The sequence below is a fragment of the Streptomyces sp. EDA2-14 genome (assembly GCF_054963755.1).
This window is the reverse complement of record NZ_JBUEGE010000023.1, coordinates 59246-82341: the sequence shown is the minus strand read 5'-3', so window position 1 is coordinate 82341 and position 23096 is coordinate 59246. Positions and strand designations below refer to the sequence as shown.

At 69.0% G+C, this 23096-nt stretch carries 25 protein-coding genes and 4 pseudogenes; 4 read left to right on the top strand and 25 right to left on the bottom strand.

Annotated elements, in window-relative coordinates; genetic code table 11:
• Nucleotides 1-4 precede the first annotated feature (4 nt).
• Nucleotides 5-730 (top strand): HEPN domain-containing protein, encoded by a 726-nt coding sequence (locus tag ACY34M_RS36250; protein WP_462722671.1) that lies wholly within the window; start codon nucleotides 5-7, stop codon nucleotides 728-730.
• A 615-nt stretch (nucleotides 731-1345) separates the two neighbouring features.
• Here ACY34M_RS36250 and ACY34M_RS36245 read toward each other — a convergent pair.
• Complete coding sequence (locus ACY34M_RS36245) at nucleotides 1346-1822, bottom strand: hypothetical protein (RefSeq protein ID WP_462722672.1); 477 nt, start codon at nucleotides 1820-1822, stop codon at nucleotides 1346-1348.
• A 7-nt stretch (nucleotides 1823-1829) separates the two neighbouring features.
• Nucleotides 1830-2250: pseudogene (locus ACY34M_RS36240) on the bottom strand (NUDIX hydrolase).
• On the opposite strand from ACY34M_RS36240, the pseudogene ACY34M_RS36235 reads away from it, so the two are divergent.
• Nucleotides 2243-2518, top strand: a pseudogene (locus tag ACY34M_RS36235) (UTRA domain-containing protein); the annotation flags it as partial. The pseudogenes ACY34M_RS36240 and ACY34M_RS36235 overlap by 8 nt on opposite strands.
• 15 nt (nucleotides 2519-2533) lie before the next feature.
• Here ACY34M_RS36235 and ACY34M_RS36230 read toward each other — a convergent pair.
• A complete protein-coding gene (locus tag ACY34M_RS36230; protein WP_462722673.1) occupies nucleotides 2534-3037 on the bottom strand; it encodes a YfbM family protein in 504 nt (167 codons plus the stop codon).
• A gap of 110 nt (nucleotides 3038-3147) precedes the next feature.
• On the opposite strand from ACY34M_RS36230, the pseudogene ACY34M_RS36225 reads away from it, so the two are divergent.
• Nucleotides 3148-3873, top strand: a pseudogene (locus ACY34M_RS36225) (tyrosine-type recombinase/integrase); the annotation flags it as partial.
• Nucleotides 3874-4009: 136 nt separating this feature from the next.
• Here ACY34M_RS36225 and ACY34M_RS36220 read toward each other — a convergent pair.
• The 6 genes from ACY34M_RS36220 to rpsB all read right to left on the bottom strand — a co-directional run bounded on the left by ACY34M_RS36220 (nucleotide 4010) and on the right by rpsB (nucleotide 9683).
• Complete coding sequence (locus tag ACY34M_RS36220) at nucleotides 4010-4666, bottom strand: YceI family protein (protein ID WP_462722674.1); 657 nt, start codon at nucleotides 4664-4666, stop codon at nucleotides 4010-4012.
• Between the two features lie 180 nt (nucleotides 4667-4846).
• Nucleotides 4847-6112, bottom strand: a complete 1266-nt coding sequence (locus tag ACY34M_RS36215) for a phosphatidate cytidylyltransferase (protein WP_462722675.1) — start codon at nucleotides 6110-6112, stop codon at nucleotides 4847-4849.
• A 32-nt stretch (nucleotides 6113-6144) separates the two neighbouring features.
• Entirely contained in the window at nucleotides 6145-6702 is a 558-nt protein-coding gene (gene frr / locus ACY34M_RS36210) for a ribosome recycling factor (protein WP_326015300.1), read from the bottom strand.
• A gap of 156 nt (nucleotides 6703-6858) precedes the next feature.
• Nucleotides 6859-7629 carry a UMP kinase gene (gene pyrH / locus ACY34M_RS36205; protein WP_462722676.1) on the bottom strand — a complete coding sequence of 257 codons (771 nt, stop codon included), beginning with the start codon at nucleotides 7627-7629 and terminating at the stop codon, nucleotides 6859-6861.
• 171 nt (nucleotides 7630-7800) lie between these two features.
• Nucleotides 7801-8637, bottom strand: coding sequence for a translation elongation factor Ts (tsf, locus tag ACY34M_RS36200; protein ID WP_462722677.1), 837 nt, complete (start codon nucleotides 8635-8637; stop codon nucleotides 7801-7803).
• Nucleotides 8638-8780: 143 nt separating this feature from the next.
• Nucleotides 8781-9683, bottom strand: a complete 903-nt coding sequence (gene rpsB / locus ACY34M_RS36195) for a 30S ribosomal protein S2 (protein ID WP_462722678.1) — start codon at nucleotides 9681-9683, stop codon at nucleotides 8781-8783.
• Nucleotides 9684-9971: 288 nt separating this feature from the next.
• Between rpsB and ACY34M_RS36190 the strand changes: the two are divergent.
• Nucleotides 9972-10364: pseudogene (locus ACY34M_RS36190) on the top strand (peptidoglycan DD-metalloendopeptidase family protein); the annotation flags it as partial.
• A gap of 238 nt (nucleotides 10365-10602) precedes the next feature.
• Here the strand turns inward: ACY34M_RS36190 and ACY34M_RS36185 are convergent.
• From ACY34M_RS36185 to rpsP, 16 genes are all read right to left on the bottom strand, one after another.
• Nucleotides 10603-11160, bottom strand: a complete 558-nt coding sequence (locus ACY34M_RS36185) for a TetR/AcrR family transcriptional regulator (RefSeq protein WP_462722679.1) — start codon at nucleotides 11158-11160, stop codon at nucleotides 10603-10605.
• Nucleotides 11161-11265: 105 nt separating this feature from the next.
• Nucleotides 11266-12108 carry an RNA polymerase sigma factor WhiG gene (gene whiG / locus ACY34M_RS36180; RefSeq protein WP_462722680.1) on the bottom strand — a complete coding sequence of 281 codons (843 nt, stop codon included), beginning with the start codon at nucleotides 12106-12108 and terminating at the stop codon, nucleotides 11266-11268.
• 351 nt (nucleotides 12109-12459) lie between these two features.
• Nucleotides 12460-13617, bottom strand: coding sequence for a DNA-processing protein DprA (gene dprA, locus ACY34M_RS36175; RefSeq protein WP_462722681.1), 1158 nt, complete (start codon nucleotides 13615-13617; stop codon nucleotides 12460-12462).
• Nucleotides 13618-13818: 201 nt separating this feature from the next.
• On the bottom strand, nucleotides 13819-15441 hold the full coding sequence (locus tag ACY34M_RS36170) for a YifB family Mg chelatase-like AAA ATPase (RefSeq protein WP_462722682.1): 1623 nt from the start codon (nucleotides 15439-15441) through the stop codon (nucleotides 13819-13821).
• The gene (locus tag ACY34M_RS36165; RefSeq protein WP_462722683.1) at nucleotides 15441-15818 is read right to left on the bottom strand and encodes a YraN family protein; all 378 of its coding nucleotides are present in this window, start codon (nucleotides 15816-15818) and stop codon (nucleotides 15441-15443) included. The genes ACY34M_RS36170 and ACY34M_RS36165 overlap by 1 nt, the downstream gene beginning before the upstream one ends.
• 84 nt (nucleotides 15819-15902) lie before the next feature.
• Nucleotides 15903-16211, bottom strand: a complete 309-nt coding sequence (locus ACY34M_RS36160; protein ID WP_005311352.1) for a DUF2469 domain-containing protein — start codon at nucleotides 16209-16211, stop codon at nucleotides 15903-15905.
• A gap of 56 nt (nucleotides 16212-16267) precedes the next feature.
• The gene (locus ACY34M_RS36155) at nucleotides 16268-16780 is read right to left on the bottom strand and encodes an NUDIX hydrolase (RefSeq protein WP_462722684.1); all 513 of its coding nucleotides are present in this window, start codon (nucleotides 16778-16780) and stop codon (nucleotides 16268-16270) included.
• Complete coding sequence (gene lepB / locus ACY34M_RS36150) at nucleotides 16773-17510, bottom strand: signal peptidase I (RefSeq protein ID WP_462722685.1); 738 nt, start codon at nucleotides 17508-17510, stop codon at nucleotides 16773-16775. Before lepB (ACY34M_RS36150) ends, ACY34M_RS36155 begins: the two co-directional genes overlap by 8 nt.
• A gap of 93 nt (nucleotides 17511-17603) precedes the next feature.
• Nucleotides 17604-18446, bottom strand: a complete 843-nt coding sequence (gene lepB, locus ACY34M_RS36145) for a signal peptidase I (protein ID WP_462722686.1) — start codon at nucleotides 18444-18446, stop codon at nucleotides 17604-17606.
• Between the two features lie 19 nt (nucleotides 18447-18465).
• On the bottom strand, nucleotides 18466-19575 hold the full coding sequence (lepB, locus tag ACY34M_RS36140) for a signal peptidase I (RefSeq protein ID WP_462722687.1): 1110 nt from the start codon (nucleotides 19573-19575) through the stop codon (nucleotides 18466-18468).
• The gene (gene lepB / locus ACY34M_RS36135; RefSeq protein ID WP_462722688.1) at nucleotides 19568-20275 is read right to left on the bottom strand and encodes a signal peptidase I; all 708 of its coding nucleotides are present in this window, start codon (nucleotides 20273-20275) and stop codon (nucleotides 19568-19570) included. The genes lepB (ACY34M_RS36140) and lepB (ACY34M_RS36135) overlap by 8 nt, the downstream gene beginning before the upstream one ends.
• Nucleotides 20276-20353: 78 nt before the next feature.
• Nucleotides 20354-20704: a 50S ribosomal protein L19 gene (gene rplS / locus ACY34M_RS36130; RefSeq protein WP_018531094.1), complete on the bottom strand. Its 351-nt coding sequence runs from the start codon at nucleotides 20702-20704 to the stop codon at nucleotides 20354-20356.
• A 132-nt stretch (nucleotides 20705-20836) separates the two neighbouring features.
• On the bottom strand, nucleotides 20837-21658 hold the full coding sequence (trmD, locus tag ACY34M_RS36125; RefSeq protein ID WP_462722689.1) for a tRNA (guanosine(37)-N1)-methyltransferase TrmD: 822 nt from the start codon (nucleotides 21656-21658) through the stop codon (nucleotides 20837-20839).
• Nucleotides 21655-22224 (bottom strand): ribosome maturation factor RimM, encoded by a 570-nt coding sequence (rimM, locus tag ACY34M_RS36120; protein WP_462722690.1) that lies wholly within the window; start codon nucleotides 22222-22224, stop codon nucleotides 21655-21657. Before rimM ends, trmD begins: the two co-directional genes overlap by 4 nt.
• A gap of 98 nt (nucleotides 22225-22322) precedes the next feature.
• Nucleotides 22323-22562 carry an RNA-binding protein gene (locus ACY34M_RS36115; protein ID WP_014176063.1) on the bottom strand — a complete coding sequence of 80 codons (240 nt, stop codon included), beginning with the start codon at nucleotides 22560-22562 and terminating at the stop codon, nucleotides 22323-22325.
• Between the two features lie 2 nt (nucleotides 22563-22564).
• Entirely contained in the window at nucleotides 22565-22984 is a 420-nt protein-coding gene (gene rpsP / locus ACY34M_RS36110) for a 30S ribosomal protein S16 (RefSeq protein WP_399228275.1), read from the bottom strand.
• Nucleotides 22985-23096 lie beyond the last annotated feature (112 nt).

Sequence of the window (23096 nt, the reverse complement as noted above, 5' to 3'; positions counted from 1 at the left end):
GTTCATGGGGGCGCTAGCTACGTTTCAGGCTGGAGCACAGGCGGTACAAGCGCTGATTACTCTTGAGGCGGTGTACCCGGACCCGCCCGACACTCTGGATCTCCCCAAGGTGTCTGCGCTTCGCGGCGCCTGCATTGTGCTGACTGTCGCATCGTTCGAGAAGTTCCTCAGGGACCTCTTCGAGGAAGAATTGGACCGCCTTCGTACAGCAAAGGTGCCCATGAGGATGCTACCGAAGAAACTTCAGGTAGAGGCTTCTTTCGCGTCTCTTGAGCTAGCCCTTAAAGGCGACTTCAGTACCAAAGGGTTGGACCGGGAGGTGCGATTGGCGCATGTTTTGACCGCTGCGAGGCTCCTGGCGAAGGATAGCTTCGAGCCCAGATCTTTGGCTGCGACTAACAGCAACCCGGACTCGGCTTGCGTGAAGCGCATGTTCAAGGCGGTCGGAATTTCTGATGTATTCGGTGTTTGTGTTGATGAATTCACCAAGCATTGGGGTCGGCAAGAGGTTTCCGGGTTTGAGAGTCAAAAACTAGACAGTATTCTGGACTCCAGGCATCAGGTTGCGCACACCGCGCAGGCGATGCACATATCGAGACAAGAGCTCAGTTACAACCTGAGGTTCGTCGAAGTCCTCGCCAGAGTTCTGTATGAACGACTGAACCAGTACGTAGACGGGATAATTGCTGGCGCCCGGATATCGTCACAACACCCAGAACCTTCAGTGTAGGTCGGTGAAACGGCTTTGGGCTGGAGCTTCTTTGCCCCCTTAAGCTTCCGGCCAGTCAGGCGGCCCGCGGACCTGCCTGTTAAAGGATGAGTCAGCCGCGTCGAGGATTCTTCCGTAAGCAGCACGCCTGAAGGGCACTTTTCATGATTGTCACTGGCGCCTATCCGCCCTGCTCAGGCCACTGCTCAACCCCAGCTCCCATCCCGTCCGCCGTCGACCCACACGCAGTGGAGCGGGCGTGACCCCTGGTGTCCAGGTGGAGCGCGCCACTGTACGAACGACCTGGACACCAGGGATCACGTCTGCTCGGCTTTGCCTGGGTCGACGGTGGACGGGATGGGAGCTCCTCGCAACCACCCACGGACCCGCACCCGGCAGCGTTTCCCCCGGCTCCCGGTGCCGGCCGATCCCCCGCCGGAGGCACCGTCTTTGACCGCGAGGCGAGCCGTGCGGATGCCCGCTCCATCACCCCGGCATCAACCACGTGGGCGCGCGTCGGCGCAGCGCCCGTAGCGCGGGCCGAAGGCATGAGCGCGAAGGGCAGCGGAGCCGGGAAGCGCGCCCGGCGGAGCGGAGCGCAGCCGGTCTTGATGAAGTAGGGAAAGTTCTATCGCGCTACGGCCCCGTGGCCGCCAGAGCTTCACGGTTGGCTGCGAGGCACTGCATCAGGTCGCTTATCGAACACTCGATCTGGGCGTTGGGGATCGGATCGAAGTCTGTGATCTCCGGTGCCGTTGCACGGTAGCTGGAGGGTTCGATGCCCCAGGCCTCTACGAGGCTCCAGCCAGCCTGGACGTCCGCTGTGCACCCGTCCACCGATGAGACACGCAGCCAGGCCGTGCACTGGTCCGAGAAGTCGTAGGGCAAGTAGGCGACGCCTCCTGCGCCTCGCAGCTCGTCGAGCTGCTCCAGCCACTGGTCCAGCAGGTGGGCCAGGCTCGCGCCGAGATGCCGCAGTGCGGTGGGTGACTCATCGATGGCGAGGTAGTACGAATCGCATCGATGACGGTACGAGCCAATGTGCAACTGCAGATCGTTGTGGGCGCCCTTCGTGGTTCGCCGCTCGAACCTGAGAGCAAGAGGCGTGGGCATGCTCCCCCTATCCTGCGGTGACGATCAGGCGAAGACCGTCGTGACTTCGGACATGCGGGCCTGACCCGTCGAGGGCATCCAGGCGCCGGATCGAGTAGACCTCGGACATGCACTCCGACACCTCCTCGGGCGTCAGCCACTCCACGGCCGTGGACTCGTCTGACGTGCGCTCCTCCTCCTCCCCCCCCCGTGGGCTTGCAGCGGAAGACCAACGCCACGACGCCTCAGGTCGTGTTCTTGTAGACGCCGGTCAGTGCGTCCACCTCGATGTGAATGCCGGTCTCTTCCCAGACCTCTCGGCGTATGCCCGCCTCCGGGGTCTCCTCGAGTTAGAGGAAGCCGCCGGGGAGTTCCCGGGTTCCGTTTTCCGCGCGGCAGATGGCCAGCAGTCGGCCGTCATCGTGGACCGCCACGCCGGCTAAGAACATCCCCGAGCTGTTCGCCGAGAACCCCGACGGAGGCGGCATCTACGCCCGACTCGAAGACCACGGGCACGAGTTCGCGGAGTTCGTCGAGACGCTGCAAGCGCGCCCGGCCTCCAAGGCGGAGGCGTCCGAGCTGACGCTGAGCCCAGGCGCCCCGGTGATCCATCTGGTTCGTGAGGCGCGTACGACCGAAGGCCGCGTGGTCGAGGTGTGCGACACCCTCATGGCCGCTGACCAATTCGTTTTCGAGTACCGGATCCCTGCCGCCGACCGAGTCGGTTCGGAGCTAGTCGAGCCAGATGAGCATGGCATCTCCGACGTCTGCCGCTGCCCGGAAGAACCGGCCAAGCGCTTCGTAGTGGTCCGTGACGTAGTCCAACGATTCGCCGCGCTCCCAGACGATAGTCGGGTAGATCTCTGCCGCCGCGAGATCGGAAGGGCTCACGCCCTCTGTCAGCGCGGCGCTGGAGGTGGCCGCGAAAGCGTCGGCCGCCACCTGTACGCGATCCGGGGTGAGATACCGAGGCGATCCGTACCCCCAGTCCTCGGCTCCGGGTATGTGCTGCTCCCCGTGCACCACGGCGACCGGGAAGTCGAGCCGACTGAGCAGGAAGTCGAGGGCGTGCCAGGCCTTGTCGACGTTGTGGCTGCGTGCGTCGACTGGTCCTGGTTCGTCGTCCAGCTCCGCCTCGATCAGCTCGACCACGAACCCCTCAGCCCACTCCGGATCACCGATCGCGCGGTCGAGTTCAGCCGGAGTCATGCGTGCGTACTCACCGATCATGCTCATGGGCGGGAGATTAGCGGCGCGCACTGACAACGCGTCCTGCCTGCTCAAGGCACCTTGAAGCCCCGGCTCCCAGGCCGTCCCTGACAGCCCGTCGACACCTCCGCCGCCACCCGCCGACTGCCGAGCGTCGACGCATCGTTCCGTGGCTGCCCACACAGGTGCAGGCCGTCCGCGCAGCACTCCCCCAGCGCTACCAGGCAATGGTGGATACAGGCGCCGGATGCGGGCCCCGTCAGGGAGAGATCGTGGGTCTCGCCGAGGACGCAATCGACTTCGAGGGCGGCACCCTGCGCGTGTTCCGCCAGGTGAAGCTCATCCGGGGCAAGGCCGTCTTCGCCCCGCCGAAGTGCGGCAAGGAGCGCGACGTCCCGCTGCCGTCGTACGTCGCTGAGGCGCTGCGCCTCCACATGGACGCCTTCAAGCCCGTGGAGATCACGCTGCCCTGGCGGAAGCCGGACGGCCCGAAGGTGACGGCCCGTCTCCTGTTCACGAACGAGGCGAACGGGATCGTGTGGCGCAGCAACTTCAACACCCATGTCTGGAAGCCCGCTCTGGCGCTCGCTGGGCTCATCCCGGACGCCGGGCCCGACGGGAGGTACGTCTCGGCCCGCGAGCACGGCATGCACGCGCTCAGGCACTTCTACGCGTCCGTCCTCCTCGACGCCGGGGAGAGCATCAAGGCCGTGAGCCAGTACCTCGGCCACACCGATCCGGCCCTGACGCTCCGCGTGTACGCGCATCTGATGCCGTCGAGCCAGGAGCGTACGAGGAACGCCGTTGACCGGGTGTTCCTGCCACCGCCTCCTGAGCCTGACGGCCCAGTGACGGCCCCGTAAGCCAAAACAGGCCCTCGATCCGCGCCAAACGCGCAGGTCGGGGGCCTTTTTGATGCCGGGTCACTGCTGATTCTCCGGCTTAGGCACAGCCTTACCAGTGTCGCAGATCTACGACACTGCCCCGCGCCCCTCGATGTCAGCGCCCCGACGGGGTGCGGATGGCTGCGATGTCGAACTGGAGGCGGACCTTTTCGCTGACCATGTTGCCGCCCTGGGCCAGGCGGGCGTTGTAGGTCAGGCCCCAGTCCGTGCGGTTGATGGTGGTCGTGCCGTCGAAGCCGACTCGTTCGTCGCCGAAGGCGTCGGTGACGAAGCCGATGTAGGTGAGGTCAAGGGCCACGGGGCGGGCGACGTCCTTGATGGTGAGGTCGCCGTGCATCCGGTAGACATCGTTGCCCAGCAGCTCCACCGCGGTGCTCTTGAAGGTCATCCGGGGGTACCGGGCGGCGTCCAGGAAGTCCCGGCCCACCACGTGGGCGTCCCGCTGCTCGACCCCCGTGTCGACGCTGCCCGTGGAGAGGACGAGCTCGGCGGAGGAGCGGGAGGGGTCGTCGCCGTCGAAGTAGAGACGGCTCTGGTAGTCCGCGAAGGCGCCGCGCACAGTCGTCACCATGGCGTGCCGTACGGAGAACCCGATCCTGCTGTGTGCGGGGTCGACCATCCAGGCGCCGGTGAGCGCCGCCATGGAGGGGTCGTGGCCGGCCGGATCGGGGAGTACTGCGGTGCCGGCGGCCCCCGGAGCAGCGGATCCCTCTGCGCGCCGGGATGAGAAGCTGCGACCGAAAATGTTCATGAGGCATGTTGTTACTTGAGCGTAAAGAAGGCCCGCAAGCCCCCCTCAAAGAACCCTCTCACCTTCGTGAACAGGTCTTCACAAGTGGCCGCGGCGCATATACGAAGAGCCCCCGTCCGGTTACGGACGGGGGCTCCCGCAGTTCTCTTACGTAGAGACTTCAGGTCTTGCGCGAAGGCTTCAGGAGCCGACGAACAGCACCAGGAGCAGCCACACGACCGGCGCCGTGGGCAGCAGGGAGTCGAGCCGGTCCATGATCCCGCCGTGGCCCGGAAGGAGCGTGCCCATGTCCTTGATGCCGAGGTCCCGCTTGATCATGGACTCGCCGAGGTCGCCGAGGGTCGCGCTGGCCGCGACCAGGGCGCCCATGACCAGGCCCTGCCACCACGTGCCGTCGTCGACCAGGAACTGCATGCACAGCACGCCGGCCACCATGGCGAACGACACGGCACCGACCAGGCCCTCGCGGGTCTTGCCGGGGCTGATGCGCGGCGCGAGCTTGTGCTTGCCGAAGCGCCAGCCGACCGCGTACGCCCCGGTGTCGCTGACGACGGTCAGGATCAGGAACGTGAGGACCCGCCACGCCCCGTCGTCCGCGGTGAGCATCATCGCCACGAAGGTCGCGAGGAACGGCACGTAAAAGGCCGCGAAGACCCCCGCCGTGACGTCCTTCAGGTAGCCCTCGGGCGGCTCCGTCATCCGCCACACGAGCACCGCGAGCGCGGTCAGCGCCATCGCCACCCAGGCGCCCTCGGCGCCGCGCACGTACCCGGCCACGACCATGGCCGCGCCGCCGACGGCGAGCGGTACGAGCGGCGCCTTGATGCCCTTGCGCTCCTCGAGCCGCGAGGTCAGCTCCCACAGGCCGACGACGACCGCGACCGCTATGACGCCGACGAAGACGGCCTTGACGATGAAGAGCGAAGCGATGATCACCGCGCCGAGCCCGACACCGACGCCTATGGCCGCCCCGAGATCCCGACCCGCGCTCTTCTTCTTGGGCGGCTCGGGCTGCGAAGGCTGCGAGGACTGCGCGGACTGCGCCGGCTGAGGAGGCTGCACACCGGACAACGGGGCCTGCGGCGCCTGCGCCGACCGCTCCGCCGGTTCGGCGGACCGCCCCGGCGTCTCGTCGCGGAACAGGGGACCACTCAGCCGAGCGGTCCCCCGGTCGTCCTGGTCGTCGCCCCTTCCGTCACCAGAGGGCGTATCAGGCATATCGGGCACGATGGGCATGGGCCGAGTCTCATCGACCGCGTGCCGTTCGTACGCGGGACCCGCCGGAGCGCGCCCGTGGTCGTACGCCGGTCCTTGGTTGTACGACGGCTCTTGGCCGTACGCCGGCACCTGCCCGTACGCGGGCCCCTGACCAGGGGCGGACCCTTGGCCGTCGGTCGAGCCCCACTGTCCGGGCCCGGTCGGCGCACCCCAGGAAGAGTCGTTCACGGATTCCTCGAACCTCGATCTTCCGCGCTGGCTCAGACTTCGAGCAGCTCGGCTTCCTTGTGCTTGAGCAGCTCGTCGACCTGGGCCACGTACTTCGTGGTGGTGTCGTCCAGTTCCTTCTCGCCGCGGCGGCCCTCGTCCTCGCCGATGTCGCCGTCCTTGATCGCCTTGTCGATCGTGTCCTTGGCCTTGCGGCGCACGGAGCGGATGGAGACCTTGGCGTCCTCGGCCTTGGCCTTGGCGACCTTGATGTACTCCTTGCGGCGCTCCTCGGTCAGCTCCGGGAAGACCACTCGGATGATGCTGCCGTCGTTGCTCGGGTTGACGCCGAGGTCGGAGTCGCGGATCGCCTGCTCGATGTTGCGCAGCGCGCTCTTGTCGAACGGGGTCACCACGGCCATCCGCGGCTCGGGCACCGAGAACGAGGCCAGCTGGTTGATCGGCGTCAGCGCGCCGTAGTAGTCGGCCACGATCTTGTTGAACATCGCCGGGTGCGCACGGCCGGTGCGGATCGCGGCGAAGTCCTCCTTGGCGACCACGACGGCCTTCTCCATCTTCTCCTCGGCCTCGAGGAGGGTCTCTTCGATCACCACTTGCTCCTGCGTGTCTTGAGTGAGGCCCGGCCGGGCACGGGGGCGCGGTCGGCTACGTCGCGTGTCTTTCCTGCACGGTGTCCGACCGGCAGGACATTGTCCATCCCTCGGGGGACCTCCACGGACACGGGGTTCCCCGGGGACAGGAGGGGGTCAGGCTCGGGTGCCCTGTTCGCCCACGAGGGTCCCGATCTTCTCACCCTTGACGGCACGGGCGATATTGCCCGACGTGAGGAGCTCGAAGACGAGGATGGGGAGCTTGTTGTCACGGCACAGGGTGATCGCGGTCATGTCGGCGACCTTCAGGTCACGGGTGATGACCTCGCCGTAACTGAGCGCGTCGAACTTCACGGCCTCGGGGTTGGTCTTCGGGTCCGAGTCGTAGACGCCGTCGACACCGTTCTTGCCCATGAGCAGCGCCTCGGCGTCGATCTCCAGGGCGCGCTGCGCGGCGGTGGTGTCGGTGGAGAAGTACGGCATGCCCATGCCGGCGCCGAAGATGACGACGCGGCCCTTCTCCAGGTGACGGACGGCGCGCAGCGGGATGTACGGCTCGGCGACCTGCCCCATGGTGATGGCGGTCTGCACGCGGCAGTCGATGCCCTCCTTCTCCAGGAAGTCCTGGAGGGCCAGGCAGTTCATGACCGTGCCGAGCATGCCCATGTAGTCGCTGCGGGCCCGGTCCATGCCGCGCTGCTGCAGCTCGGCGCCGCGGAAGAAGTTGCCGCCGCCGATGACGACCGCGATCTGCCAGCCGTCGCGTACAACGGCCGCGATCTCACGGGCGATGGCGTGCACCACGTCGGGGTCGACGCCCAGACCCCCGCCCCCGGCGAACGCCTCGCCGGAAAGCTTCAGCAGAAAGCGCCCCGCGCCTTTGCCTTCGTCGCTCTTGTCGCCCTTGTCGGCCTGGGTGGTGGTCATGGGATTCTCGCCTCTTTTGCTTGGCACACATACGAAGAAGGCCACTGCCGGTGGGGTGGTTCGCATCCCATGCGCGGCAATGGCCTCCTCGTCACAACTGCGGTCGTCCGGTGCGTACCCGAACGACTGCTGTCGACCCTAGCGGGGTCTCGCGTCTGGCGCGGTACGGACTCAGATGCCGACCTTGATGCGCGAGAAGCGCTTCAGGGTGACACCGGCCTCCTGGAGGACCTTCTCGACGGACTTCTTGTTGTCGAGGGCGTACGGCTGACCGAGCAGCGTGGCCTCCTTGAAGAAGCCGTTGACGCGACCCTCGACGATCTTCGGGAGCGCGGCCTCCGGCTTGCCCTCGGCGCGGGTGGTCTCCTCGGCGACGCGGCGCTCGGACTCGACGACCTCGGCCGGGACGTCCTCGCGGGAGAGGTACTTCGGCGCGAAGGCGGCGATGTGCTGCGCGACACCCTTGGCCAGCTCGGCGTCGGCCTTGTCCAGCTCGACCAGGACACCGATCTGCGGGGGCAGGTCGGGCATGGTGCGGTGCATGTACGCGGTGACGTAGGCGCCCGAGAACTGCGCGAAGCGGTCCAGGACGATCTTCTCGCCGAGCTGGGCGTTGGCCTCGTCCACGAAGGCCTGGACGGTCTTGCCGGCCGCGATCTCGGAGGCGAGCAGCGCCTCGAGGTCCGCGGGGCTCGTCTTGGCGACGTGCGCGGCCAGCTCGTTCGCGACGGCCTGGAACTTCTCGCCCTTGGCGACGAAGTCCGTCTCGCACTTCAGCTCGACGATGACACCGGAGGTGTTGTCGTCGGCGATGAGGGAGACAACGGCACCGTTCTCGGCGGAGCGGCCCTCGCGCTTGGCGACGCCCTTCTGGCCCTTGATGCGCAGGGCCTCAACGGCCTTGTCGACGTCGCCGTCGGCCTCGTCGAGCGCCTTCTTGCAGTCCATCATGCCGACGCCGGTGAGCTCGCGGAGCTTCTTGACGTCAGCGGCGGTGTAGTTCGCCATGATTCTGGTTTCTCTCTACGAAGTCTGGAAGCAGTCTTCAGATTACTGAGGACGAAGGTGACAGCCAGGTGACGGCCATGGGGGAACGGCGGGGGCCGAAGCCGACCCCCGCCGTCACCTCATGAAACCGAATCCCGTACGGGTCAGGCCTTCTCGGCGTCCGCGGCCGGGGCCTCGGCCGGAGCGGCAGCCTCGGCGGCCGGGGCCTCCGCAGCCTTCTCCTCGGCCTTGTCCTCGGTCTTCGCCTCGGCCTTGTCGTCGGCCTTCTTCTCGCCCTCGAGCAGGTCGCGCTCCCACTCGGCGAGCGGCTCGCCCTGGGCCTTCTCGCCCGGCTTCTGGTCGCCCGCGGCAACGCCGGAGCGGGCGATGAGGCCCTCGGCGACGGCGTCGGCGATCACGCGGGTGAGCAGGGTGACGGAGCGGATCGCGTCGTCGTTGCCCGGGATCTTGTAGTCGACCTCGTCGGGGTCACAGTTCGTGTCGAGGATCGCGACGACCGGAATGTTGAGCTTCCGGGCCTCGCCGACAGCGATGTGCTCCTTCTTGGTGTCCACGATCCAGACGGCGCTGGGAACCTTGGACATCTCGCGGATACCACCGAGGGTCTTCTCCAGCTTGGCCTTCTCGCGCGAGAGCACGAGAAGCTCCTTCTTGGTGAGACCGGACGCGGCGACGTCCTCGAAGTCGATCTGCTCGAGCTCCTTGAGACGCTGCAGACGCTTGTAGACGGTCGAGAAGTTGGTGAGCATGCCGCCCAGCCAGCGCTGGTTCACGTAGGGCATGCCGACGCGGGTCGCCTGCTCGGCGATGGCCTCCTGCGCCTGCTTCTTCGTGCCGACGAACATGACCGTGCCGCCGTGGGCGACGGTCTCCTTGACGAACTCGTAGGCGCGGTCGATGTACGACAGCGACTGGAGCAGGTCGATGATGTAGATGCCGTTGCGCTCCGTGAAGATGAAGCGCTTCATCTTCGGGTTCCAACGACGGGTCTGGTGACCGAAGTGGACGCCGCTCTCCAGCAGCTCCCGCATCGTGACGACGGCCATGGCCGTACTCCTTGTGTTTTCTCGGTTGTTTCCTGACGCCCACTGCGTGTGCCTGCCGCGTACGCTCGCGCTCCAGGAGGCGGTCGTACGGGACCGATAGGCCACTGACACGAAGCCGGTGAGGCCCGGTGTCGGGGCGTGCGAAGTCGATCCGGTGGGCCGGATCGCCACATGAAGTGTACGGGACCCGCGAGGTACCGGGTGACGCCGCTGTCCACAACCGCTCGGTAGTCCACGTTTCCCGGCCATGATCCCTGCGGGACGGCCCTCGCGGTGGACGCTGAGCACATGCGAAAACTACTCACGGTGACGGCTGTTCTGGTGGCGGTTCTGGGGCTCTGCGCGGCCGCCCGGGCGGGTGACGCGCACGTCTGGCCGGTGGGCGAGCACCCCTCGGTGGTCCGCCCCTGGATGCCGCCCGCGACGCCCTACGGCCCCGGCCATCGCGGCGTCGACCTCGCGGCCCCCATCGACGCTCCCGTACGTGCGGTGGCCGACGGCCGGGTCTTCTTCGCGGGCGAGGTCGCGGGCAGGGGCGTGCTCTCCCTGGACCTCGCGGACACCGGCGACCCACCCCTGCGCACCACGTACGAACCGGTGACCCCCACGGTCCACAAGGGCGACACCGTCAAGGCCGGCGACGTGGTGGCCACCCTCCAACTGCCGACAGCCCACTGCCCCGGCACATCGCCCTCATGCCTGCACTGGGGCCTGCGCCGCGCCAGGACCTATCTGAACCCCTTGACCCTCTTGCCCCCATCAGCCCTGCACCGGGGGCCGTCAAGACTGCTGCCGCTCTGGGGACCACCGCCCCGGGCAATCTGTCGCCTTGGGCGGCAGGGTGAGCAGGGCTGCCCCCGGGCGCCGCGCAACACGCACCACAGGCGCCCACCACGGCTCAGCAGACGTCCACCGCGGCTCAGCCGCGGACGCCCCGCAGCGCCATTCCCACAGCCGCATCCACAATCACGCCAGGCTCCTCCGCGGCCCCCAGCTCAATCCGCCGCACAGCCGCATCCACCACACCCTGGACCAACATCGCGGCAAGCCGAGGCTGCGCGTGCCCCATCTGCTCCAGCGCCTCGACGATCATCGCCACGAGCCCACCGTGCGCGGCCCGAATCTTCTCCCGCGCCCCCGCGTCCAACTCACTCGCGGAGATGGCTACGACCGCCCGGTGCCGCCGGTCCCCCACCAGCGCCAACTGTTCCCGCACATACGCCTCGACCTTGCCCTCGGCCGTATCGGCCCGCGCCATCCCGGCCTCGACCTCCGCGGCCCACACCGGGAAGTCGACCTCGCACAGCTCCTCGACCACGGCCGCGCGCGACTTGAAGTACTCATAGACGGAGGAGCGCGCGAGCCCCGTCCGTTCCGCGAGCGCGGGAAACGTCAGCGCTTCCGTCCCACCCTCGGACAGCAGGGAACGCGCCGCGTCCAGAAGGGCGCCGCGCTGCATCGACCGGTGCTCGGCCACGGAGGCCGCTCGAATCCTAGGCACATCTCCACTTTACGAAGATGACTCCCGCGACGGGAGCCGACGGGCGTCCCGGCCTGCCGCCGTAAGGGCCCACACCAGGACTCAGCGCCCGAAACTCGCCAGCTTCGCCCGCAACTGCAGCACCGATTTCGTGTGGATCTGGCTGACCCGGCTCTCGGTGACCCCGAGCACATTGCCGATCTCGGCCAGCGTCAGCCCTTCGTAGTAGTAGAGCGTGACGACGGTCTTCTCGCGCTCCGGCAAGGTGTTGATCGCCCGCGCCAGGAACCGCCGCAGCTCCCGGTCCTCGGCGACCTCCACCGGGTTGTCCGCGGCGTGGTCCTCCAGCGTGTCCAGGAGGCTGAGCCGGTCGCTGCCGCCCTCGCCGCCGACGTGCAGCAGCTCTTCCAGCGCCACCACGTTGGCCAGCGACAACTGGCTGAATACCGCGTGCAGTTCTTCGAGCGCGACCCCCATCTCGGCGGCCACCTCGCTCTCCGACGGAGTGCGCCGCAGCTGGGCCTCAAGGGTGGCGTAGGCCCGCTCGACGTTGCGCGCCTTCTGCCGCACGGAGCGGGGAATCCAGTCGAGCGCGCGCAGTTCGTCGATCATCGCGCCGCGGATGCGGGTGATCGCGTACGTCTCGAACTTGATCTCCCGCTCGATGTCGAACTTCTCGATCGCGTCGATGAGCCCGAAGACCCCGGACGAGACGAAGTCCGCCTGCTCCACATTGGGCGGCAGCCCCACGCTGACCCGGCCCGCCACATATTTCACCAGCGGCGAGTAGTGCAGGATCAGCTGCTCCCGCAGCCGCTCGTCGCCCGTCGCCTTGTACGACCTCCACAGCTCCTCGAGCGAGGAGGGAGCCGGAGGCCGCACGCTGGAGCCGCGCGCGGCGGGGGGTACCGCCGCCCGGTCGGATCCGGAGGTGTGTTGTGGCATGCGCCGCCTTGTGCCGTTCTGCTGCTGCGTACCCAGGAAACCGAGGGTGCTTGCCGTACTGGTCGCTGTGATCGCTCTGCCTGTGAAGATGCCGTGTTGCCCGTCTGGTGATGACTGGTACCGAGCTACCCACCTGATTCCGGATGGAGGGGACGAACCCGGATCCTGGTGAGCGTAGCGTGACTGGAGCGTCGCAGTGTGCGAAGGGTGCGAGATCGCCGTTGCGCAGATACGTTCCCTTCGTCGACTCGCGTGGACGCTTCCGTGGCCCCGGCCGACCGGGCCGGAGCGCCAACTGCCGGAATTGCCAAGGTCATCGGGGGGGTCATCCGGACGGCGCAACGCACCGCGTCAGAACAGCTCCCTTCCGGGAAAGACCGATTCGATCGCCTGGCGTGTCAACTGCCAGCCCTCGCCGTGTCGTTCGACGAACCCCAAAGAGCGCAGTTCGTACAACCTCCCGATCGTCTGGTCCTCGGTCGCCCCCGCGCCCCGGCCGAGCTCGGCGACGCTGCACACCCCGCGCGCGGGAAACGCGTCGAGCACCCGTACGGCGTCCGGTGGCAGCAGGTCGCGGGGCAGGACGGGGCCGCGCCGCTCCGGTGCGAGCTGGCCCATCTCCCCCACCAGCTCCACGACTTCCTCGGCGTCCGTCACCAGCAGCGCCCCCTTGCGCAGCAGGTCGTGCACTCCCGCGGAGACGCCGCTGGTCACGGGCCCCGGAACGCCCATCGCGTGCCGGCCGAGGCGCTGCGCCCAGCGGGCCGTGCCGAGCGCTCCGCTGCGGTAGGCCGCCTCGACCACGACGGTGCCTCTGGTGAGCGCCGCGATCACCCGGTTCCGTTGGATGAACCGGCTCGGCGTCGGGTGGTCGCCCGGCGGCAACTCCCCGATCACGAGTCCCTGTTCCGCGACCCGGTCGATCAGCTGGGCGTGCCCCCGCGGATAGATCCGGTCGATGCCGCAGGCGAGCACGGCCACCGTCGCCCCGGTCGCCCCAAGAGCCCCGCGGTGTGCGGCGGCGTCGACCCCGTAGGCCCCGCCCGAGACCACGACCCAGCCCCGCTCGGCGAGCCCGGCCCCGAGGCTCGCGCCGATGCGCACCCCGTAGTCCGTGCAGGCCCGCGCGCCCACCACGGCCACCGACCGCAGCGCCCACATCCGCAGGCTGGGCCCACCCCGCACCCAGAGCCCCACCGGCCGACCGTCCCCCAGATCGTCCAACTGCCCCGGCCACTCGGCGTCACCGGGGCACACGAACCGCGCCCCGGCCGTCGCCGCCCGCGCCAGGTCCCGCTCGGCGGGCGGCGCGTCCCCGGCCCGCGCGACAAGCCCCGCCCAGCGCTCGGACCGCACTCCGGGCAGCGGTTCGTCGGCCTCGATGCGCCGCGCCGTCTCCACGGCCCCGAACTCCCGCAGCCACTGGCCGACGACCTCCCAGCCGGGCTCCACGACCCGCGTGAGCCGCGCCCGCGCGAGCCGCACCTCGTCATCGATCCCGACGCCCATCACACCCCGCCCTCCCCCGACAACGGCACCCGCCGCAGGGCCTCGTCCACATCGGCGGCGCGGGCATCGCAGCCACTGCGCCCACCCCGGCTGGCACAACCACTGCACCCACCCCGTCCGGCTCGGCCGCGCACCACCCCGGATCCGCGCGCCGCGCGAGCCGCACCCCCTCCGGCGGGTCCGGCGGGCGGTCGGCCCCCGTCACGCCCCCGCCCCGATCGTCATCGGCACCCCGCGCGAGATCCCGGTCCGCAGTTGCAGCGCGAGTGCCACGTCCTGGGCGAACGGGCGCTCCCGGCCGGCGAGGTCCGCCACGGTCCAGGCCACCCGCAGCACCCGGTCGAGTCCGCGCGCGGTGAGGAAGCCGCGCTCCAGGTCCAGCTCCGCCTCGTCGAGGGCGCCCGGAGCCGCGGGCCAGCGGGTACGCAGGGCGTGGCCCGGCACCTCGCTGTTGGTCCGCCACGGGGTGTCCGCGAACCGGGCCGCCGCCCGCTCCCTGGCCTCTCGCACCCGGTCCGCGACGACCTGCGTGCTCTCGCCCCGCGGCCCGTACCCCGCCAGCTCGTTGCGCGTCACCGCGTCCACCTCGACGCGCAGGTCGACCCGGTCGAGCAGCGGGCCCGAGAGCCTGGCCTGGTAGCGGCGGACCGTGGCCGGCGGGCAGTCGCACTCGCCGCCCAGCGCCCGGTACTGCCCACAGGGGCAGGGGTTCGCGGCGAGCGCCATCAGGAACCGCGCGGGCAGCCGCACCACCCCGGCGCTGCGCGCGATCGTCACGTGGCCCGCCTCCAGCGGCTGCCGCAGGGCGTCGAGCGCCTGCCCGCTGAACTCGGGGGCCTCGTCGAGGAACAGGACGCCCCGGTGCGACAGTGACACCGCGCCCGGCCTGGCCACCCCCGGCCCGCCCCCGACGAGGGACTGCATGGTCGCCGAGTGGTGCGGTGCGCAGTACGGCGCGGTGTCGATCATCGACTTGCCCGGTGGCAACATTCCCGCGACCGAGTGGATCGCCGTAACCTCCAATGCCTCCTCACGGGTGAGGGGAGGCAGTACGGCGGGCAGTCGCTCGGCCAGCATCGTCTTGCCCGCGCCCGGTGGTCCCGACAGCATCACGTGGTGTCCGCCCGCCGCCGCGACCTCGATCGCCGTACGGGCGGACAGCTGTCCGACGACGTCGGCGAGGTCGGGTCCCGGCCCGTCGTGCGCGGAGCCGCCGAGGCCCGTGCCGACTCCGCTGCCGGGCATGCTCAGGCCGGCCAGCATCGGATCGGGGCGCCCCGACTCGTGGGCCGCCTCCTCCTGCGGCACCGGCTGGTCCGTGAGCACGGCGATGAGCTGGCGCAGGCTGCGGACGCCGAGGACCGATACGCCCGGCACGAGGGCCGCCTCCCCCGCCGTGCACTCGGGGACCACGACCTGTTCGTATCCGGCATCGGCCGCCGCGAGCACGGCCGGGAGCACGCCCCGCACCGGCCGCACCCGCCCGTCCAGGCCCAGCTCACCGATCATCACGATGTCGGCGAGGACCTTCGGGTCGATCCGCTCGGCGGCACCGAGCACGGCGCAGGCGACGGCCAAGTCGAAGCCCGAGCCGCCCTTGGGTACGGATGCCGGGCTCAGCCCCACCGTGAGCTTCTTCTGCGGCCAGTCGCCCCCGGAGTTGACCACCGCCGCCCTGACCCGGTCCCGGCTCTCCACCAGGCTCTTGTCCGGGAGCCCCACCAGCGTGAAGGCCGCGATGCCCGGCTCCAGGTCCGCCTGCACCTCGACGACGACGCCCTCGACTCCCACGAGGGCCACGGAACACGTACGCGCGAAGCCCATCAGGACACCCCTCGCACATGCTCGACGCAGGGTGCTCCGCGCTCCGGCAGCAGCACGCCGACGAGGTCGATGCGGACGCCGCCCGGCGGCGCTCCGCCGTGCTCCTGCACCCAGCGCTCGGCGAGATCGCACAGCCGCGCCGCCTTGACCGCCGTGATCGCGGCCATCGGATGCTCGAAGGCGCCGGACTCGCCGCCCAGCGCCCTGCGGGTCTTGACCTCGCACACGACGATCGCGTCGCCGTCCCGCGCCACGATGTCGATCTCACCGGACCTGCCCGCACGCCAATTGCGTGCGAGCACCGTCATCCCGGCCTCGGTCAGCCGCCTCGCGGCCAGATCCTCGCCGTACTTCCCCAGTGCTCCCCGTGCGTTCACGTCGGCACCACCTCCGGCACCCACGCTGACGTGTGCGCGAGCCGGAAGTGGATCTTGGTGAACTACCTACGGGTTGTGGATAACTCAGCTACCCGGAAGTTCGAGGTCGCTCTTGTTCAGCTCCTCGATATTCACGTCCTTGAACGTGAGCACCCTGACCTGCTTCACAAAACGAGCGGGCCGGTACATGTCCCAGACCCAGGCGTCCGCCATCGACACCTCAAAAAACACCTCGCCCTGGACCGAGTGCACCTGCATCTCGTAGTCGTTGGTGAGGTAGAAACGCCGCTCGGTCTCGATCACGTATTTGAACAGACCGACGACGTCGCGGTACTCCCGGTAGAGCTTCAGCTCCATCTCGGTCTCGTACTTCTCGAGGTCCTCGGCGCTCATTGGCATGTTCCCCTTCAGCCGTGCGTCCCCCTATTGTGCGCCAGCCTCGTACGCCTCTAGACGATTTCCGTGTCGAGGACCTCGGGCCGGCTCGGGGCACCTTCGTCGAGCAGCCGCGTCAGCAGCTCGGCGAGTCTGGTCGGATACACCGTCTCATGCGCCTCGGCCAGTTCCCGGCACGTCCACCAGCGTGCTCCCGCGACACTGCGGCGCTCCAGGTCGGTCAGGCCCGTCCCGTTGAGCTCCCCGAGCTCCGCCGAGGCCGTCCTCGTACGGGCCAGGAAGTACCACTCGTCCTGATCCCAGCGCCGGCCGTCGAACGGGAAGGAGCAGATCCGCTGCCACAGCACAGGCCCCAGTTCGACGTCGGTGATGCCGGTCTCCTCTGCCAGTTCCCGCAGGGCGGCCTCTTCACGCGTCTCGGCGCCCTCCAGGCCGCCGCCCGGCGTGAACCACCAGTCGTTCGCCGTGTCGTCCGGCTCGTGCCCGTGCAGGAGCAGGATCCGCCCCTCCGGGTCGAGCAGTACGACCCGGGCGACCCTGCGCAGTTCGCGGCCGGGTTCAGACACGGACCGGCTCCGGGGATCCGCCGCGCGAGCGCTGCGAGCGCTTCGCGATCGGCCCGTACGCCGCCCCGCCGAGCACGAGCACCGCGCCCGCGACGATCGCCGCGAGCACCGGCTTCAGCGGCCCCGGCTGCGAGATGCCGCCCGGCAGGGCCTCGAACCCGGTGGGCTTCGTCATCCCGGCCATGGGCCACGCCAGGGCGTCCACCCGGCCCTGCACGGCGCCGCGCTCCACCGAGCCGTTCTCGCTGTCCCCGATGTGCACGCTGGAGTCCAGGGAGTCGGCGCGGTGGTCACCGAGCAGGAAGAGCCGACCCTGCGGGACGGTCGTGGCCTTGATGCCGGTGAGCGAGGCGCTCTCGCCCTTCGGGAGGTACGGCTCGTCGATCTGCTTGCCGTTGACCGTCAGCTCGTCGTCCGTGCAGCAGGCGACCTTGTCGCCGCCCACGGCGACCACGCGCTTGACCATCGGAACATTTCCCCAGGACGCCTCCTGGAAGACGACGACGTCACCGCGCTTGACCTCGCTGCCGTCGATCCGCTCCGCGAGTACCCGGTCGCCCGCCTTGATCGTCGGGTCCATGGAGTCGGTGGGCACCGTGTACGGCTGGTACACGATGGCGCCCCAGACGAAGCCTCCCAGGAAGAGCACACAGCCGAGGGCCACGGCTATGCCGGACAGCGCGCTGCCGGTCTTGCCGTGGCCCTCATTCGTACGACGCGTCCTGCTCATCCCAGTTGCTCCCGCGGTTCGGAGAAGTCGATCTCGTCGCATCGGCCCCGCAACGGCGCGGACCACGGAAGATCGGCGATCTGGGACGGCACCCTACCGGGCGCCACCGGCCGCAGAAACCCTGGTGTTCCCTTCGGTAACGCGCAGATTGATCTTGCGTCGGCGCCACAGCACGAGCGGCGCCGCACCGGCCAGTCCGAGCGCGCCCGGAGCCACGTTGGCCACGGCGTTCAGGCCCGACTGGTCGAAGGTGTCCGGCACCGGCAGCGTCGACCAGTGCGTGGGCGGCCAGGCTACGACGATGGCGCGGCCCACGACGTTGTCCACGGGGACGAAGCCGTTGTTCTTGTCGTTCTGGTGGTAGCGCGAGTCCATGGAGTCCTGGCGGTGGTCACCCATGACCCAAACTTTGCCGTCGGGAACCTTCACCTTGAACGTTCCACCGGCGTTGTCGTCGCTGCACGGGGTGTTGCCCGGGTAGACGTAGGGCTCGTTGAGCGCCTTGCCGTTGATCTTGAGCGGGCCCGTGCCGTTGCACTCGACGGTGTCGCCACCGACGCCGACGACGCGCTTGATGAGGTCCTTCTCGTTGGCGGACGGCATCAGGCCGATCCAGCTGAGCACCTGCTGCACCGCGTTCGGCTCCGGCGTCGGCTCGCCCGCCAGCCAGTCCGCCGGGTCGTGGAAGACGATGACCTCGCCGCGCTCCGGCTCCGCGCCGAACCACGGGGTCAGCTTGTCGACCAGGACCCGGTCGCCGATCTGCAGCGTGTTCTCCATCGATGCCGACGGAATCGAGAACGCCTGGACCAGGAACGTCTTGATCAGTAGCGCCAGAACGAGCGCGATGCCGATGAGGAGCGGCAGTTCCTTCCAGAAGGAACGCGGCTTCTTGGAGCCGCCCTTCGAGGAACTTCCCGAATCCGGCTCGTACATGGGATCGGCCGTGGAGGCGTCACCCGCTCCGGGCACCCGGTCCGCGGGCCCCTGGCCCGCCGCGTCGTCGGTTCGCCCGGGCTCCTCTTCGGGGCCATGCCCTGACCGTGCGCCGACCGCCAAGTCCCCCACATCCACTCCTCACTCCGTGCCGCCGCCTGATCCGTATCCGATGCAGGCCCACCACTCCCATAACGAGCGGGAGTTCCGCAGGGGTCGGGAGGGGGATAAATCCGTCCGAATCCGAAGCGTTCGAGCCCGGTCCGGCACCGTACGTGGAGGCCACCCTATGCGACGTTCCAGGGGCGGCGGACGACCCGTCCCCTTGCGCGTCGGCCACGGCGGCGAAGGTCGGCGGCTCGTCCAGCGAGGCCCAGTGACCGATCGGCCACCCGATGAACCGGGCCCGCCCCACGACGGACTCCTCGGACACGGTTCCGTTGAAGGCCTCGGTGAGGTGGTAGCGGGAGTCCGCGGAGTTGGCGCGGTGGTCACCCATCATGAACAGGCGCCCCTTGGGCACCTTCACGGAGAAGTCGAACTTCGAGGGCGCGTTGCCGGGGTGGATGTACGCGCGCTCGTTGAGCGGTGTGCCGTTGACCGTGACGCGGCCCTGTTTGTCGCAGCACTTCACGGTGTCGCCTCCGACCCCCACGACCCGCTTGATGAGGTCGCGTTCGTTGTCGGACGGCAGCAGCCCGATCCAGGTCAGGCCTTCCTTGATCTGCTTCAGGCCGACCGGGGGGTCCGTCTTGGGGCCGGCCTCCTGTTCAAGCCACTTCCCCGGGTCGTTGAAGACGACGACGTCGCCGCGCTGCACCTGCGCGCCGAACCAGGGGGTGAGCTTGTCGACCAGGACGCGGTCGCCGATCCTGATCGTCTGTTCCATGGAGCCCGAGGGGATCACGAAGGCCTGCACCAGGAACGTCTTCAGGACGAGGGCGATGGCCAGGGCCACGCCTATGAGGAGGGGTATCTCTTTCAGTACGGAGCGCCTTCGGCGGCGCTTCACCTTGCGGGCGAGCTTGCGCCGCTCGGCCCTGCCCTGCGGCTCGGGCGCGCTGGTGGGCCGACTGCCGGTGGGCAGCCGCTCGTCGCCGTGGCTGCGGGACTTGCCGCGCCTACCCATGGGCGCCGCCGGCCGCGGGCACGCGCGCGTAGACGTCCGCGCGCGACAGGGAGTGCCAGTGCCCGGCCGGCCACGCGATCCACTGGGCCTTGCCGATCACCTGGTCGACGGGGACGAAGCCGCCGCCCGGTGCGCCCAGGTAGTCGCGGGAGTCACGGGAGTCGCTGCGGTGGTCACCGAGCAGAAAGAGGCTGCCTTCGGGGACCACGATGTCGAACGGCACCTTCGAAGGCGCGTCCCCGGCGTGCAGCACGGAGCGCTCGTCCACGGACTTCCCGTTCACCTCGATCCTCCCCCTGGTGTCGCAGCAGGCGACCCGGTCTCCCCCGATGCCCACGACGCGCTTGATGTAGTCGCCCTCCCCGAAGTAGCCGCTGCCGTCGAAGACGACCACGTCGCCGCGGGTCGGCTCGGCACCGAAACGGTACGCCAACTTATTTACGAGAACGCGGTCCCCGACCCTCAAAGTGCTCTCCATGGAGCTGCTCGGGATCTGGAAGGGCTGCATCACGAAGACGGTGAAGGCCAGCAGGGAGGCCAGGCACAGCAGCAGGACCAGGGTGACGCGGCCGCCCGGCAGCCACTCGACCACTGAGGACAGCAAAGAGGAGCGCGACCGGTCCTCCTCGCCCTGTGAGGTGTGCTCATCGGGCTCGGAGGAGCGGTCGCGCTCCTCTTGGTGCTGTGCTTCGGTGTCCATCGAGGCCAGATGCTATCCGGCCGCTCTGTGGACTCCGCAGGCGAGATGCGCCGGCGCCCTCCGGGGGCGCCGAGCGGCTCAGTTCTCGCGCTTCTCCTTGATCTTCGCGGCCTTGCCGCGCAGCTCACGGAGGTAGTACAGCTTGGCGCGGCGGACGTCACCCTTGGTGACGAGCTCGATCTTCTCGACGATCGGCGTGTGCACCGGGAAGGTGCGCTCGACGCCGACGGAGAAGGAGACCTTGCGGACCGTGAAGGTCTCGCGGACGCCGGCGCCCTGGCGGCGGATGACTACGCCCTTGAACTGCTGCACACGGGAGCGGTTGCCCTCGATGACGCGGACGTGGACGTTGACGGTGTCGCCGGGGCGGAAGGCCGGGACGTCGCTGCGCAGCGACGCGGCGTCGACGGAGTCGAGCAGGTGAGACATGATCGTCTGCTTTCTTCGCCGATGCCACAGGTCATCGGCGGGAGGTATGCGATGAGTTTCGGTAGCTGATTGCGTCGGGCCTTGCGTCGTTCCCCCTGTGGCAGGGGCGCAGGCTGGACGTACAGCAGCGGCCTATTCTTCCACGACGTCGGGCGTCGGCCCAAATCGTCCGTCGGGACGGGGCCCCCAGCCCAGGATCGAGAGCATTTCGCGGTCCTTCTTGTCGAAGGCCTTGGGGTCGGTGCGCTCGATCAGATCGGGCCGGTGGCTCGTGGTGCGGCGCAGCGCCTCGTCGCGGCGCCACCTCGCGATCTTGCCGTGGTGGCCGCTGAGCAGCACGTCGGGGATGTCCCGGCCGCGCCACTCGGGAGGCTTGGTGTAGACGGGCCCCTCCAGGAGGTTGGCCATGGCGCCGGGCGCGAAGGAGTCGTCCTCGTGCGAGGCGCTGTTGCCGAGGACGCCGGGCAGCAGTCGTGCCACGGCCTCCGTGATCACGAGCACGGCGGCCTCTCCGCCCGCGAGGACGTAGTCGCCGATGGAGACCTCGTAGACCGGCATGCGGGTCGCGTACTCGTCGATGACGCGGCGGTCGATGCCCTCGTAGCGCGCGGGCGTGAAGACCAGCCAGGGGCGCTCGGAGAGCTCCACGGCGAGTTCCTGGGTGAAGGGCCGCCCGGAGGGCGTGGGAACGACCAGGACGGGGCCCTGAGCCCCGTTCTCGTACCCCTCGGCGAGCACGTCGTCGAGGCAGTCGCCCCAGGGCTCGGTCTTCATGACCATGCCGGGGCCGCCGCCGTAGGGGGTGTCGTCGACCGTGTTGTGCCGGTCGTACGTCCACTGCCGCAAGTCGTGCGCGTGTACGTCGAGTTGGCCACGCGCGCGTGCCTTGCCGACGAGCGAGACGTTCAGCGGTTCCAGGTACTCGGGGAAGATCGTGACGACGTCGAGCCTCATGCGGACTCGTCCCCCTCTTCACGCGAGGACTCCTCGCGCGAGGAGGCGATCTCGGCGCGGTCGTCGATCAGCCCGGGCGGCGGGTCGATGACGGCCTTCTGCTCCTCGAGGTCGATCTCGGTGACGATCTCCTCGACGAACGGGATCATGACCTCGCTGCCGTCGGGCCGCTCCACGATGAACAGGTCCTGCGAGGGCAGGTGCGAGATCTCCGTGATCCGGCCGACCTCGGTGCCGTCGGCCGTGACGACGTCGAGGTCCATGAGCTGGTGGTCGTAGAACTCGTCCTCTTCCTCGGGCAGTTCCTCGGGGTCCACCTCGGCGATCAGGAGGGTGTTGCGCAGCGCCTCGGCCGCGGTCCTGTCCCGTACGCCCTCGAAGCGCAGCAGCAGCCGGCCGCTGTGCACCCGGCCGGTCTCGATGGTGAGCGGCCCCGCGGAGGCCGGGTCGGTGGCAAGTCGCGCGCCGGGGCCGAGCCGCAGCTCGGGCTCGTCGGTGCGCACCTCGATGGTGACCTCGCCCTTGATGCCGTGGGCGCGGCCGATGCGCCCCACTACCAACTGCACGTCGGAAACTCTCCTGTCAGCCCGCCACGGGGCACAAACGACTCAGGCCGGGGACGGCTCGAAAGCCCTCCCCGGCCCGAGCCGGTGTTCAACTTTTCTCAGCGAACCTGGTCGACGTCGACGAGGTCGACGCGGACACCACGGCCGCCGATGGCACCCACGACGGTACGCAGGGCGCGCGCGGTGCGGCCGTTGCGGCCGATCACCTTGCCGAGGTCGTCGGGGTGGACCCGGACCTCGAGGACGCGGCCCCGGCGCAGGTTGCGCGAGGCGACCTGCACGTCGTCGGGGTTGTCGACGATGCCCTTCACGAGGTGCTCAAGAGCCTCCTCGAGCATGCTCAGGCCTCGGTCGACTCGGACGCGGCCTCGGCCTCGTCCTTCTTCTCAGCCTTCTTCTTCTGGGTGATGGCCTCACCCTTGGGCTCGTCCTCGGTGGCCAGCGCCTCGAAGGAGGGGCGGGCGGCCTTCGGCTCGGCGACCTTCATCGGCGCCGGGGCCGGCAGACCCTTGAACTTCTGCCAGTCACCGGTGACCTTGAGGATGGCCGCGACCGGCTCGGTCGGCTGCGCGCCGACACCCAGCCAGTACTGGACACGCTCGGAGTCGACCTCGATGCGCGACGGGTTCTGCACCGGGTGGTACAGGCCGATCTCCTCGATCGCACGGCCGTCACGGCGGGTGCGGGAGTCGGCGACGATGATGCGGTAGTGAGGCGAACGGATCTTGCCCAGACGCTTCAGCTTGATCTTGACTGCCACGGGAGTGGTGTCTCCTGGTCTTGACGTGGGTGGGCACGGCGAGGTTGCCGCGTGGGGTTGCGGTACCCGAGTGCCCGATGGACGCGTCAGCCGGAGGAGAGAGGGGTCCTGT